Genomic DNA, 12499 nt, shown 5'->3' with positions numbered 1-12499 from the left:
CTTAGCGCTTCAGCGCTAAGTCCGGTCCCATGCTTCGCGGTCGACCGGACTTGGCGCTTTAGCGCTTAGACCGGTCCCATGCTTCGCGGTCGACCGAACTTTGCGCTTCAGCGCTTATCCCGGTCTCATGCTTCGCGCTCAGCCCAACGCGATCGTCGTGTTCACGCCGCCGGCCGTCGCGTCGTCGTCGAACCAGCGCGCGGTGACCGTCTTCGTCTGCGTATAGAACTGCACGACCTGCTTGCCGTACGGGCCGAGATCGCCGAGCTTCGAGCCGCGCGAGCCCGTGAAGCTGAAGTAGGGGACCGGCACCGGGATCGGGATGTTGATGCCGACCTGGCCGACGTCGATTTCGCTCTGGAACTTGCGCGCGGCCGCGCCGCTCTGCGTGAAGAGGCCGACGCCGTTGCCCATCGGGTTCGCGTTGACGAGCGCAATCGCGTCGTCGAGCGTGTCGGCTTCGAGCACGACCACCACCGGCCCGAAGATTTCTTCCGTGTAGATCGACATGTCGGTCGTCACGCCCGAGAAGATCGTCGGGCCGACGAAGTTGCCGTGCTCGTAGCCGGGCACCTTCACGTCGCGGCCGTCGAGCAGCAGCGTCGCGCCTTCCTTCACGCCCGCGTCGATCAGCGACAGGATGCGCGCCTTCGCCGCCTTCGACACGACCGGGCCGACGTCCGTGCCGGCTTCCGCGCCGGCGTTGACCTTCAGCGCCTTCGCCTTTTCGACCAGATCGGGCAGCCAGTCGCGCGCCTTGCCGACCAGCACGACGACCGACGTCGCCATGCAGCGCTGGCCGGCCGCGCCGAAGCCCGCGCCGACCAGCGCGTTGATCGACTGCTCGCGATGCGCATCCGGCAGCACGACCGCGTGATTCTTCGCGCCCATCATCGACTGCACGCGCTTGCCGTGCTGGCTGCCGAGGTTGTACACGTGCGTGCCGACGCGCGTCGAGCCGACGAACGAGATCGCCTTGATGTCCGGGTGCGTGCAGAGGCGGTCGACCACCGTCTTGCCGCCGTGCACGACGTTCAGCACGCCCCTCGGCACGCCGGCCTCGATCGCGAGCTCGACGAGCTGCATCGTCGACAGCGGGTCCTGCTCGGACGGTTTCAGCACGAACGTGTTGCCGCACACGATCGCCATCGGGAACATCCACAGCGGGATCATGCCGGGGAAGTTGAACGGCGTGATGCCCGCGCACACGCCGATCGGCTGGCGCAGCGTGTAGGTGTCGACGCCGCCCGCGACGTTCTCCGCGAACTCGCCCTGCTGCAGCGTCCCGATCGAGCATGCGTGCTCGACCACTTCGAGGCCGCGGAAGATGTCGCCTTGCGCATCGGGCAGCGTCTTGCCTTGCTCGGCCGTCAGCGTGTGCGCGATCCGTTCGAGATTGCGGCGCACCAGATCCTGGAACTTCAGCATGATGCGCAGCCGCGCGCCGATCGGCGTCGTCTTCCAGGTCTGGAACGCGCGCTGCGCGGACGCGATCGCGGCATCGACCTCGTCGAGCGTCGCGTACGGCACGCGGCCGATCACTTCCTGCGTCGCGGGGTTGACGATGTCGCCCCATTCGGCGCTTTGCGAATCGACGAACGCGCCGTCGATCAGCAGCTTGGCGGTGGGCAGGGCGAGGGTGGTCTGGGGAACTGCGGCGTTCATGGAACTCTCCGGAAACGGTGGTGCGAAGAAAATGGGTGCCCTGCGTCCGTCGCGCGTTCGGCCACGGCGGACGGCAGGTCGAATGGAAACCGGGTAAGGACGGGACGGCGTGCGTCGATGCGTTACGTCCGTGCCGGACGCATCAGTGCGGTGCACGCGAGCGCGAACACGCCGAAGCCGACGAGGTACGCGATCACGTAGTGCGGCTGGCCGCCGCCGGCCTTGAGCAGCGACGTCGCGATCATCGGCGCGAAGCCGCCGCCGATCACGCCGGCGAGCTGCACCGACAGCGAGATGCCGCTGTAGCGGATCTCCGCCGGGAACTGCTGCGCGAACAGCAGCGACTCCGGTGCATAAAGAATCGGGAACACGACGCCGAGGCCGAGCACGATCGCCCACCATGCGGTCGACGTCTGCTGCGTGCCGAGCATCATGAAGAACGGCGCGGCGAACGCGCACATCAGCACGAGGCCGATCGCGAACATCCGGCGCTGGCCGATGCGGTCGCTCAGATGCCCGCACAGCGGCATCGTGACGAGCGACAGCGCCGCGCCGGCCGTGATCGCGTGCAGCATGTCGGCCTTCGGCAGATGCAGCTGCTGCGTTGCGTAGGCGAGCGCGAACGTGACGACCATGTAGAACCACGTGTTCTCGGCGGCGCGCGCGCCGACGATCGTCAGCACCTCGCGCGGATGGCGACGCAGCGCGGCCGTCACCGGCGACTTCTCGGCCTTGCCCTGGCGCTGCATCTTCTCGAAGTCCGGCGACTCGGGCACCTTCGCGCGGATGAACCAGCCGAGGCCGACGAGCGCGATGCTCGCGAGGAACGGCACGCGCCAGCCCCACGACAGCATGTCGGCTTCGGGCAGCGCGGCCACCGCGGCCATCGCGACCGACGATAGGATCAGCCCGAGCCCGACGCCCGTCTGCGGCAGGCTGCCGAACAGCCCCTTGCGGCCCTTCGGCGCGTGCTCGACGGCCATCAGCACCGCGCCGCCCCATTCGCCGCCGACCGCCATCCCCTGCAGGAAGCGCATCGCGATCAGCAGGGCGGCGGCCCAGTAGCCGATGCGGTCGTACGACGGGATCAGCCCGATGATCATGCTCGGCACGCCCATCAGCAGCAGCGTGATCATCAGCATCGACTTGCGGCCGATGCGGTCGCCGAAGTGGCCGAACACGATGCCGCCCATCGGCCGCCCGATGAAGCCGACCGCGAATGTGCCGAACGCGGCGAGCGTGCCGACGACGGGGTCCAGCGACGGGAAGAAGATGCGGTTGAACACGAGCGCGGCGGCGGTGCCGTAGAGGAAGAAGTCGTACCACTCGATCGTGGTGCCGGCCATGCTGGCCCAGCCGGCCAGCAGGTAGTGCCTCGCGGTGCGGGCGGGCGCCGGCGTCGCGACGGCGGCATGCTCATCGAGGGTGGATCGCGTCTGCATGGTGTCTCCGTATTTATTGCCCGCGGCTCATGGTCCGCAGGTCACGGTCGAGTATAGTTATGCGCGGATCCACGATGTACCGACAAGAAAACCGGTTGGATGTGCATTTATGCATATCGACGGCCGGCCCGGAGACTCCTGCCCTTTTTTCCGCCGATGCGACACGCCACCGAGCCGGTTTCCGGCAACCTGAACTGGGACGACCTGCGCTTCTTCCTCGAAGTCGCCCGCACGCAGCGCGCGAGCGGGGCGGCGAAGCGTCTCGGCGTCGACTACACGACCGTCGCGCGGCGCATTCGCGCGCTCGAGGCCGCGATGGGCACGCTGCTGTTCGACAAGTCGCGCTCCGGCGGCTTCACGCTGACGGCCGAGGGGCAGCGGCTCGTCGCGTACGCGGACGCGATGGAGACGACCGTGCAGTCCGCGTGCGACCAGGTCGCCAATACCGGCGAGGCGCTGTCGGGCCACGTGCGGATCGGGTCGACCGAAGGGTTCGGCTGCTTTTTCCTCGCGCCGCAGCTGGCGCGGTTTCGCGTCGCGCATCCGCACGTGACGGTCGATCTGCTGCCGGTCCCGCATTTCGTCAACCTGCCGAAGCGCGAGGCCGATCTGGCGATCACGCTCGAGCGGCCCGAACGCGGGCCTTACGTGGTCACGAAGCTGTGCGATTACCAGTTGCGGCTCTATGCGACGCGCGACTATCTGGCGAGCCACGCGCCGATCACGTGCACCGACGATCTCGCGCGGCATGCGTTCATCAGCTACGTCGACGATCTCGCGTTCAGCAGCGAGCTGCTGTATCTGGAGCGCGCGGTGCCCGGCGCGACCGCCGGATTGCGCACGACGAGCGTGATCGCGCAGGTGTTCGCGGCGCTGCAGGGCGGCGCGCTCGCGATCCTGCCGTGCTTCATGGCGGCCACGCAGCCGGCGCTGGTGCCGGTGCTGCCGGACGACGTGGTGGTCACGCGGTGCTTCTGGCTGACGTGTCGCGAGGACCTGCGCAAGCTGCGCCGCGTGACGGCGCTATGGGATTACCTGCGCGCGGCGGCGGACGCGAACCGGGCATTGCTGATGGGGGAGTCGGAGCAAGTGCGATTCGTCGGCGATTGAGCGCGGCGGTGCGTCACGGGCGATCCGTCCCGTGTCGATCGGCGACGACGAACGCAACCGGGCCGCGATGACGACCCGTGCGTTCATGTCGTCATCGCGACCCGGGGCGCGCGGCCGTGCGTCAATCCGGACAGCCGAGCCGATCGGCGAGTTCGTGCAGGTTCTTGACGTCGAAATCCCACGCGCCGTCGGCTTTCAGATCCGTCGTCTGGTTCGGCCCGTGTTCGGTCGGCCGCAGCACGAACGCGGTCGCGAGCCCCAGTTGCCGCGCGGCGGCCAGATCGCCGTTGTGCGCGGCGACCAGGCAAACCTCGGCCGGCTCGACGCCGAGAATCTCGACCGCTTCGGTGTAGACCTTCGGCGACGGCTTGTACGCATGCGCGAGTTCGGCGCCGAGAATCGCGTCCCACGGCAGGCCGCCGTGTTTCGCGACGTCGACCATCAGCCGGATGTTGCCGTTCGACAGCGGCGCGATGATGTAGCGCTGTTTCAGCCGCTGCAGCGCCGCGACGGAATCGGGCCATGGATCGAGCCGGTGCCACGCGAGGTTGAGCGCGTCGATCTCCGCGTCGGGCACGCCGTCGATCCCGTAGCGGTCGAGCGTGCGCACGAGGTTCTCCCGATGCAGCACGTCGAGCCGCACGTAGCGCCTGCGCCCGCTGCGGATTTCCTCCATCGACGGCGCATATTCGCTGCGCCATGTATCGGCGAATTCGAACGGATCGCGATCCGGCGCATGGCGCGCCAGGAACGTGGCGGCTTCGCGCGCGACGCCGTTTCTCCAGTCGACGATCGTTCCGAACACGTCGAAAACGAGCGCCTTGATGTCGGCAGGGTTCGTCATGGGATTCCGTGAAGGTCGGTCGAGGGAGGCGCGATGCGCGGCGTGGTGACAACGCGCGACGCCGGTTCGAACGACATTGAAGCACGTATCCGCGAACGCGGCTGGCCGTGTCGTCGCCCGCCCGCGTGCGGCTGCTGATCGACTTCCTCGCCGAACATATCCGCAAGGAGTGACGGCGGCGTAATAATCAGACGAATCGGGTTCCGGCGACAGGCCGGCCGCGACCGCGCGTAAGCCCTGATGCGCAGGGACGCGCAGGGCTGCACGGATTGGTATTAAATGTATTTTGGTGCGCATCAGGGGCGCACCCGAATGGGGACGCACCGGGGGCACGACGTCATCCCGGTGCGGAAAACGGCACGAAGCATCGCTAACGAATCGGGCGCATCAGACCCGGTCGAACTGACGGCAGGATTCATGTCGAATACCGAACCGCAAAGTTCTCGCTACAGCCTCGGCCTCGCAGCCGAAGTGCTCGCATCCGAGCAGAGCGTGCTGAGGCTGATCACGCGCAACACACCGCTGCCGGAACTGCTCGTCGAGGTATGCCGGCGCGCCGAGGCGCTGCTCGGCGACGGCGCCTCGTGCACGATCCTGCTGCTCGACGCGGACGGCGTGCACGTGCGCGTCGGCGCCGCGCCGTCGCTTCCCGCGCAGTACAGCGCGGCGATCGACGGGGCGTCGATCGGGCCCGCCGCGGGCTCGTGCGGCACGGCGATGTACGAACGCCGGATGGTCGCCGTCGACGACATCGAAACCGATCCGCTGTGGGCCGACTTTCGTTCGTTCGCGTTGCCGTTCGGCCTGCGCGCGTGCTGGTCGGTGCCGTTTCTGGACGAAGCGGGCACCGTGCTCGGCGCGTTCGCCGTCTACCACCGGACGCCGCGCCGGCCCACCGACGCGGAAACCGACCTGTTGCGCGACATCGGCAACAGCGTCGGCCTCGCGGTGCACCAGGACTGGATCGCGCGGCAGCTCGTGCGCAGCGAGGAACATCACCGCCTGGTCGTCAACAGCCTGAACGAAGGGATTCTCGTCGTGTCGCCCGACGGCGTGGTGGTCGCGAGCAATCCGAGCGCGAACCGGATGATGCGCGCGAAGGGCGACCTCGTCGGCCGCCGGCTGTCGACGGTGATCCTGTACAAGCTGTACGAGGACGGCACACCGATCGCGCCCGACGACTGGCCGAGCCGGCGCGCGCTGACCACGGCCACGCCGCAGCTCGACTACTCGGTCGGCTTCGGGCTCGCCGACGGCGACGTCATCTGGGTGCGCGGCAACGCGGTGCCGATCGTGAAGCCGGGCGAGACGCAACCCGAATCGGTGCTCGTGTCGTTTCACGACATCGGCCCCGTGCGCGAAGCGCAGCAGCAGTTGCGCTACCTGGCGACGCGCGACGCGCTGACGGGCCTCTACAACCGGCGCTGGCTCTCCGACCGGATGCGCGAGCTGTTCGGCGCGCGCGATGCGGCGGCCGGGCCCGCGCGTGTCGCGGTCCTGTTCATCGATCTCGTCGGCTTCAAGAAGGTCAACGACACGGCCGGGCACGACGCCGGCGACGCGCTGCTGCGCAGCGTCGCGGCGCGCCTCGCGGCGTGCGCAGGCGGGCGCCACGCGCTCACGCGCGTCGGCGGCGACGAGTTCGTGATCCTCGTCGACGACTGCGACGATCCCGACGCGCTCGCCGTGCTCGCGCGCGAGGTGATCGACACGATCGCGAAGCCGTTCGCGATCGCGAACAACGAATACTGGCTCGGCGTGTCGATCGGGATCAGCGTCGCGCCGCGCGACGGCGACGATGCGGCCACGCTGATGCGCAACGCCGACTCCGCGATGTACGACGCGAAGCAGCGCGGCCGCAACCACTTCACGTTCTTCACCGCGCAGCTGAACCTGCGCCTGCAGCGCCGCTTCGCGATCGAGCAGTCGCTGCGGCGCGCGATCGCCTCGGATGCGCTGCGGCTCGCCTACCAGCCGGTCGTCGACGCGCGCAGCGGCCGCACGGTCGGTGCCGAAGCGCTGCTGCGCTGGACGAGCCCCGAGCTCGGGCCGATGTCGCCGGCGGAATTCATCCCGGTTGCGGAAGATACCGGGCTCATCGTCGCGATCGGCCAGTGGGTGCTCGAAACGGCCTGCCGGCAAGCCGCCGAATGGCGCCGCACGATCGCCCCCGACCTGATGCTGGCGGTCAACCTGTCGCCGCGGCAGTTCCACGAGGGGCTCGTCGAGTCGGTCGACCGCTGCCTCGAACAGACGCGGCTCGATCCGGGCGCGCTCGAACTGGAAATTACCGAAGGACTGCTGATGAACGACACGGACACCGTGCTGCCGATGCTCGAGGCGCTCACGGACATGAACGTGCGGATCTCGGTCGACGACTTCGGCACCGGTTATTCGTCGCTCGCGTACCTGAAGCGTTTTCCGCTGCACAACCTGAAGGTCGACCGTTCGTTCGTGTCGGGCGTGCCCGATCATCGCGACTCGGTCGCGATCACGCAGGCCGTCGTCGCGATGGCGCATTCGCTCGGGATGAAGGTCACCGCGGAAGGCGTCGAGACCGAGGCGCAGTCGTGGTTCCTGCAGCAGATCGGCTGCGACATGCAGCAGGGTTACCTGTTCGGCCGGCCGCTCGATCCGGCCGACTACGCGCGCCGGCTCGTCGCCGTCTAGGCGTTCACGCGAGACCGCCGCCGTCCGGCGACGCAGGCGGGGCCGCTGGTGCCGGCGGTGCGGGCGGCGCATCGATCTCGACGCGATTCTTGCCGTCGTGCTTCGCGCGGTACAGCGCGCGATCGGCGGCCTCGATCAGCGACGTCGTCGGCAGGCCGGCGGCCGGCACGATGCTCGCGCCGCCGATGCTGATCGTCACGTAGCGCCCCGTCGACGAGTGTGCGTGTTCGAGCCGCAGCGACTCGACCGCGAGGCGGATCTTCTCGCCGAGCAGCCGCGCGGCGCCCGGCGACGTGGCCGGCATCACGACCGCGAACTCCTCGCCGCCGAAACGCGCGGCGAGATCGCCGGATTGCCCGAGACAGCGTTCGATGGTGGCCGCGACCTGCTTGAGCACGCCGTCGCCCGACACGTGACCGTACGTGTCGTTGTACAGCTTGAAGTTGTCGACGTCGATCATCAGCAGCGACAGCTCGCTGCGCTCGCGCGTGCCGCGCCGCCATTCGGCGGCCAGATATTCGTCGAGATAGCGGCGGTTCGACAGCCCGGTCAGGCCGTCCGAATGCGTGAGGCGCCGCAGTTCGAGATTGGCCTCCAGCAGTTGCTGCTGCGATTGCCGCAGCGCGCGATAGGCTTCGTCCCGCTGCAGCAGGTTCATGTACGAGCGCGAGTGATAGCGGATCCGCGCGATCAGCTCGATGCGGTCCGGCAATTTCACGAGGTAGTCGTTCGCGCCGGCCGCGAACGCGGCGCTCTTGATCACCGGCTCTTCCTGCGTCGACAGCACGATGATCGGCACGTCGCGCGTCGCCGGATTCGCACGGTATGCCTTCACGAGGCTCAGACCGTCGGTGCCGGGCATCACGAGATCCTGCAGGATCACGGTCGGCCGCGTCTCGATCGCGGTCGCCAGCGCGTCGTCCGAGCGCGGGCAGTAGTGGAAGTCGATGCCGTCCTCGTCGACGAGCGCGCGTCGGATGGCTTCCGCGACGATCGTCTGGTCGTCGACCAGCAGGACCATCGCGGGCGCGTCGGCGTGCGGCGTGGGCGCCGCGTGCGCGGCGTCGAACGCCGCATGCAGCCCGCCGGGCGGGCGGGTGAAGTCGCTAGTCATGATTGATGCAGGGTTGCGCCATGGTAGCGATGGGTGTGACAGGGTTTCATCGGGTTCAGATTCGCGCGAGCGCCACCAGCTCGCCCGCGATGCGCTCGAGCGGCAGGATCGCGCGCGCGGCGCCGAGCGTCGCGGCTGCCTTCGGCATGCCGTAGACGGCGCTGGTCGCCTCGTCCTGCGCGATCGTATGACAGCCCTTCATCCGCAGTGCCTTCAGGCCGATCGCGCCGTCGCGTCCCATGCCGGTCAGCAGCACGCCGATCACGCGTCCCGGCCAGTGCTCGGTCAGGCTGTTGAAGAATACGTCGACCGACGGCCGGTACGGCGTGGCGGCCGGTTCGCGCGTGTATTCGAGCGTGCCGGTGCGCGTGACGCGCAGGTGATCGTCGGTCGCCGCGAGCAGCGCGACGCCGGGCTGAGGGCGGTCGCCTTCGTGCGCGACGCGCACGGTCAGCGGCGTCTGGCCGTCGAGCCATTGCGCCATGCCTTCCGCGAACGCGCGATCGACGTGCTGGACGATCACGATCGGCGCGCTGAAGTCGGCCGGCAGGCTGCCGAGGATCGACGCGAGCGCGCCGGGGCCGCCGGCGGACGCGCCGATCGCGATCAGCGGGCCGCCGCTCGCGCGCGAGGCCGTGCCGGCCGCGCGGACGCCGCCGGGCGCGTCGAGCAGCCGGCCGATCTGGTCGATCTTCGCGAGCAGCAGCCGCGCGGTGTCGCCGCCCGCGCCTTCGCCGAGGCGTGGCGTGTCGACCGCGTCGAGCGCGCCGGCGCCCATCGCTTCGAACACGCGCCACGCGTTCGCGCCGATGCAGCTCGTCACGATCAGGATCGCGCACGGGCGGCTGGAACGCATGATCCGCCGCGTCGCCTCGATGCCGTCGAACTTCGGCATGACCAGGTCCATCAGCACGACGTCGGGCGGTTGCGCGGCGCACATTTCGACGGCTTGCGCGCCGTCGGTCGCGACCCACAGCACGCGATGCTCGGGCCGGTGCGCGAGCGCGCGGCGCATCGCCTCGACGGCTAGCGGGAGGTCGTTGACGATGCCGATGTTCACAAGCGGGATACTCCGGTCGGTTCGTAGTGTTGGATATGGGCCGGGTTCATGAAAGGCAGTGCCGGGCCGGCGCCGCCGAACGGCATCGGCGGGCGGATGGCACGAAATTCTTTTCGACTGGCGACGCCCCGAATGCTGTCATGCGGCGCGAGCGGCGGCAATCGAAAAAATTGCGCATTGCGTCGATTCCGACCCTTTCCTCTATGGGTAGACGGCATTTTTTGCCGCCCGGGAAGACGGACAGCGATGTGCAGGATCATGCGGCAGCGCGGCAATCCGTCGTCGACGCGTTCGTGACGGCGCGAAGCGCGGCGCCCGGCACGGGCGCACGCGCCGGCACCGGCGAGCCGGCCGCGCGGGCCGGCACACCGCGCGCGGTGCGCGTCCAGTCGTTCAATGGCTGCGGGCGTACCCCTGGATCAGCGCGCGCATCATCCCTTCGACCGTTGCGTCGAGCAGATCGGCTTCCTGCTCCGATTCCTCGACGAGCGCGGCATAGGCGGTCGCGAGCGTCACGCGGTCGACTTCGTGGCGTTGTTCCATCAGCGTCACCATCCCGTCCTTCGCCAGATGAGCGGAGAACGCGCGGCTGCCGATGGTCTGGAATACGTCGATCATGGCGGCTCTCCCGAACGTTGCGATGCCTTCCAGTGTAGTCGGCGCACCGGCGCTCCGCCATGCGCGGCGGGGGCGCGGGCGGTCCACGGCACGCCGGCCGGAATCGTGCGTTGCCGCCGCCCGGCGGCGCCGCCGGCCGCGAATCGTTCCCCCGAAACACGGCGGACACACGACCGGCGCAACGTGGCATCGGTTTCAACGTTTACCCGAAGCTTCAAATTGTCGACTTTTTATCGATAAAGTCTCGTGTTAGATTTTGCCGCCTGAACCCGGTCGAAACCGGGCGGGCGGCTCACCTTCACGGCGCCGCGAATCCATCGCAAGGAGGGGCAATGCTGGTGCTGATTGGGGTGCCGATCGTCGTGATCGGTTTCGCGCTGCGCTTCAACGCGCTGCTGGTGGTGACGATCGCGGGCCTCGCGACGGGGCTGGCGGGCGGGATGAATCTCGTCGACATCGTCAGCGCATTCGGCAAGGCGTTCACCGACAACCGCTACATGGGGTTGATCTGGCTGACGCTGCCGGTGATCGCGCTGCTCGAACGCAACGGGCTCAAGGAGCAGGCGAAGCGGATGATCTCGCGCGTGCACGCGGCGACCACCGGCCGCGTGCTGATGCTGTATTTCGTGCTGCGCCAGGTGACGGCCGCGCTCGGCCTCACGTCGCTCGGCGGCCACGCGCAGATGGTGCGGCCGCTGATCGCGCCGATGGCCGAGGCCGCGGCCGTCAGCCGGCTCGGCGACCTGCCTGAATCCGTGCGCCAGCAGATCCGCGCGCATGCGTCGGCCGCCGACAATGTCGCCGTGTTCTTCGGCGAGGACATCTTCATCGCGATCCAGTCGATCCTGCTGATCAAGGGCTTTCTCGAACAGAACGGGATCGTGGTCGAGCCGCTGCACCTGTCGGTCTGGGCGATCCCGACGGCGATCGCCGCGCTGCTGATCCACTGCACGCGGCTCGCGCTGCTCGACCACCGGCTGTCGCGCAGCTTCGGCGCATTCGGGCGGGAGGGCGCGCGATGATCGGCCTCGAACCGCTGTACACGCTCGCCGGCCTGATGTTCGGCGCGTTCGCGTGCTTCAACCTGACGGACCGCACGAACCCGCGCCGCGTCGTCAACTTCGCGTTCTGGGCGATCTACGCGCTCACGTTCCTGTTCGGCGCGCGGCTGCCGCACTTCGTGACGGGCTGCCTCGCGATCGCGCTCGCGCTGATCGCGGGCTCGGGCAAGCTCGGACGCGGCAAGTCGGACGAATCCAGCGAAGCGGCGGGCGCGCGGCGCGACGCGAAGGCGCTGCGCTTCGGCAACCGGCTGTTCCTGCCGGCGTTGCTGATTCCCGTCGTCACGCTGATCGGCACGTTCGCGCTGAAACGGGTGCCGTTCGTCGATCCGAAGAGCGTGACGCTGATCTCGCTCGTGCTCGGCACGCTCGTCGCGTTCGCCGTCGCGCTCGCGATGCTGCGCGATTCGCCCGTTCACGCGCTGAAGGAGGCGCGTCACACGATGGACGCGGTCGGCTGGGCCGCGATCCTGCCGCAGATGCTCGCGGCGCTCGGCGCGCTGTTCGCGGTCGCGGGCGTCGGCGGCGTGGTGTCGGGGCTCGTGAGGGAGTGGGTGCCGATCGATTCGCCGTTCGCGGTCGTCGCCGCCTATACGGTCGGCATGGCGCTGTTCACGATGATCATGGGCAACGGGTTCGCCGCGTTCCCCGTGATGACGGCCGGCATCGGCCTGCCGCTGATCGTCCATCAATTTCACGGCAACCCGGCGATCCTCGGCGCGATCGGGATGCTGAGCGGCTTCTGCGGTACGCTGATGACGCCGATGGCCGCGAACTTCAACATCGTGCCGGCCGCGCTGCTCGAACTGAAGGACAAGAACGGCGTGATCAAGGCGCAGTGGCCGACCGCCGTGCTGCTGCTGGCCGTCAACACGCTGCTGATGTACGCGTTCGTATTCCGCTTCTGACGAGGTG

Annotated in this window: 11 protein-coding genes; 4 read left to right on the top strand and 7 right to left on the bottom strand. The window is 68.6% G+C overall.

What is annotated here, in order from left to right; all coding sequences use genetic code 11:
- Positions 1-138 precede the first annotated feature (138 nt).
- Complete coding sequence (locus tag ACV22V_RS19215; protein WP_448015097.1) at positions 139-1665, bottom strand: CoA-acylating methylmalonate-semialdehyde dehydrogenase; 1527 nt, start codon at positions 1663-1665, stop codon at positions 139-141.
- 122 nt (positions 1666-1787) lie between these two features.
- Positions 1788-3107 carry an MFS transporter gene (locus ACV22V_RS19210; protein ID WP_059700018.1) on the bottom strand — a complete coding sequence of 440 codons (1320 nt, stop codon included), beginning with the start codon at positions 3105-3107 and terminating at the stop codon, positions 1788-1790.
- A gap of 156 nt (positions 3108-3263) precedes the next feature.
- Between ACV22V_RS19210 and ACV22V_RS19205 the strand changes: the two genes are divergently transcribed.
- Positions 3264-4217: a LysR family transcriptional regulator gene (locus ACV22V_RS19205; RefSeq protein WP_059700020.1), complete on the top strand. Its 954-nt coding sequence runs from the start codon at positions 3264-3266 to the stop codon at positions 4215-4217.
- Between the two features lie 121 nt (positions 4218-4338).
- On the opposite strand, the gene ACV22V_RS19200 is transcribed toward ACV22V_RS19205, so the two are convergent.
- On the bottom strand, positions 4339-5061 hold the full coding sequence (locus ACV22V_RS19200) for a haloacid dehalogenase type II (RefSeq protein WP_448015095.1): 723 nt from the start codon (positions 5059-5061) through the stop codon (positions 4339-4341).
- Positions 5062-5478: 417 nt separating this feature from the next.
- Here ACV22V_RS19200 and ACV22V_RS19195 point away from each other — a divergent pair, with 417 nt between their 5' ends.
- Positions 5479-7731 carry a putative bifunctional diguanylate cyclase/phosphodiesterase gene (locus ACV22V_RS19195; RefSeq protein ID WP_448015094.1) on the top strand — a complete coding sequence of 751 codons (2253 nt, stop codon included), beginning with the start codon at positions 5479-5481 and terminating at the stop codon, positions 7729-7731.
- 4 nt (positions 7732-7735) lie between these two features.
- On the opposite strand, the gene ACV22V_RS19190 is transcribed toward ACV22V_RS19195, so the two are convergent.
- The 4 genes from ACV22V_RS19190 to ACV22V_RS19175 all read right to left on the bottom strand — a co-directional run bounded on the left by ACV22V_RS19190 (position 7736) and on the right by ACV22V_RS19175 (position 10523).
- Positions 7736-8845 carry a diguanylate cyclase domain-containing protein gene (locus ACV22V_RS19190; RefSeq protein ID WP_290370981.1) on the bottom strand — a complete coding sequence of 370 codons (1110 nt, stop codon included), beginning with the start codon at positions 8843-8845 and terminating at the stop codon, positions 7736-7738.
- Between the two features lie 55 nt (positions 8846-8900).
- Positions 8901-9905, bottom strand: coding sequence for a chemotaxis response regulator protein-glutamate methylesterase (gene cheB, locus ACV22V_RS19185; protein ID WP_059524898.1), 1005 nt, complete (start codon positions 9903-9905; stop codon positions 8901-8903).
- A complete protein-coding gene (locus ACV22V_RS19180; RefSeq protein ID WP_223958967.1) occupies positions 9902-10165 on the bottom strand; it encodes a hypothetical protein in 264 nt (87 codons plus the stop codon). The genes cheB and ACV22V_RS19180 overlap by 4 nt, the downstream gene beginning before the upstream one ends.
- A gap of 133 nt (positions 10166-10298) precedes the next feature.
- Positions 10299-10523, bottom strand: a complete 225-nt coding sequence (locus ACV22V_RS19175; RefSeq protein WP_039357299.1) for a hypothetical protein — start codon at positions 10521-10523, stop codon at positions 10299-10301.
- A gap of 332 nt (positions 10524-10855) precedes the next feature.
- On the opposite strand from ACV22V_RS19175, the gene ACV22V_RS19170 reads away from it, so the two are divergent.
- Both ACV22V_RS19170 and ACV22V_RS19165 read left to right on the top strand, forming a co-directional pair.
- Positions 10856-11545: a DUF969 domain-containing protein gene (locus tag ACV22V_RS19170; protein ID WP_059689837.1), complete on the top strand. Its 690-nt coding sequence runs from the start codon at positions 10856-10858 to the stop codon at positions 11543-11545.
- Entirely contained in the window at positions 11542-12492 is a 951-nt protein-coding gene (locus tag ACV22V_RS19165) for a DUF979 domain-containing protein (RefSeq protein ID WP_059689839.1), read from the top strand. Before ACV22V_RS19170 ends, ACV22V_RS19165 begins: the two co-directional genes overlap by 4 nt.
- The last annotated feature ends 7 nt before the right edge of the window (positions 12493-12499 follow it).

Source organism: Burkholderia sp. AW33-5, assembly GCF_053427615.1.
The sequence above is the reverse complement of the archived record's forward strand: the minus strand, read 5'-3'. Positions and strand labels throughout refer to the sequence as shown.

Bases quoted from the DNA above. Each gene is read 5' to 3' on its own strand.
- ACV22V_RS19215 (WP_448015097.1), bottom strand. From the start codon at position 1,665: ATGAACGCCGCAGTTCCCCAGACCACCCTCGCCCTGCCCACCGCCAAG.
- ACV22V_RS19210 (WP_059700018.1), bottom strand. From the start codon at position 3,107: ATGCAGACGCGATCCACCCTCGATGAGCATGCCGCCGTCGCGACGCCG.
- ACV22V_RS19205 (WP_059700020.1), top strand. From the start codon at position 3,264: ATGCGACACGCCACCGAGCCGGTTTCCGGCAACCTGAACTGGGACGAC.
- ACV22V_RS19200 (WP_448015095.1), bottom strand. From the start codon at position 5,061: ATGACGAACCCTGCCGACATCAAGGCGCTCGTTTTCGACGTGTTCGGA.
- ACV22V_RS19195 (WP_448015094.1), top strand. From the start codon at position 5,479: ATGTCGAATACCGAACCGCAAAGTTCTCGCTACAGCCTCGGCCTCGCA.
- ACV22V_RS19190 (WP_290370981.1), bottom strand. From the start codon at position 8,845: ATGACTAGCGACTTCACCCGCCCGCCCGGCGGGCTGCATGCGGCGTTC.
- ACV22V_RS19180 (WP_223958967.1), bottom strand. From the start codon at position 10,165: ATGATCCTGCACATCGCTGTCCGTCTTCCCGGGCGGCAAAAAATGCCG.
- ACV22V_RS19175 (WP_039357299.1), bottom strand. From the start codon at position 10,523: ATGATCGACGTATTCCAGACCATCGGCAGCCGCGCGTTCTCCGCTCAT.
- ACV22V_RS19170 (WP_059689837.1), top strand. From the start codon at position 10,856: ATGCTGGTGCTGATTGGGGTGCCGATCGTCGTGATCGGTTTCGCGCTG.
- ACV22V_RS19165 (WP_059689839.1), top strand. From the start codon at position 11,542: ATGATCGGCCTCGAACCGCTGTACACGCTCGCCGGCCTGATGTTCGGC.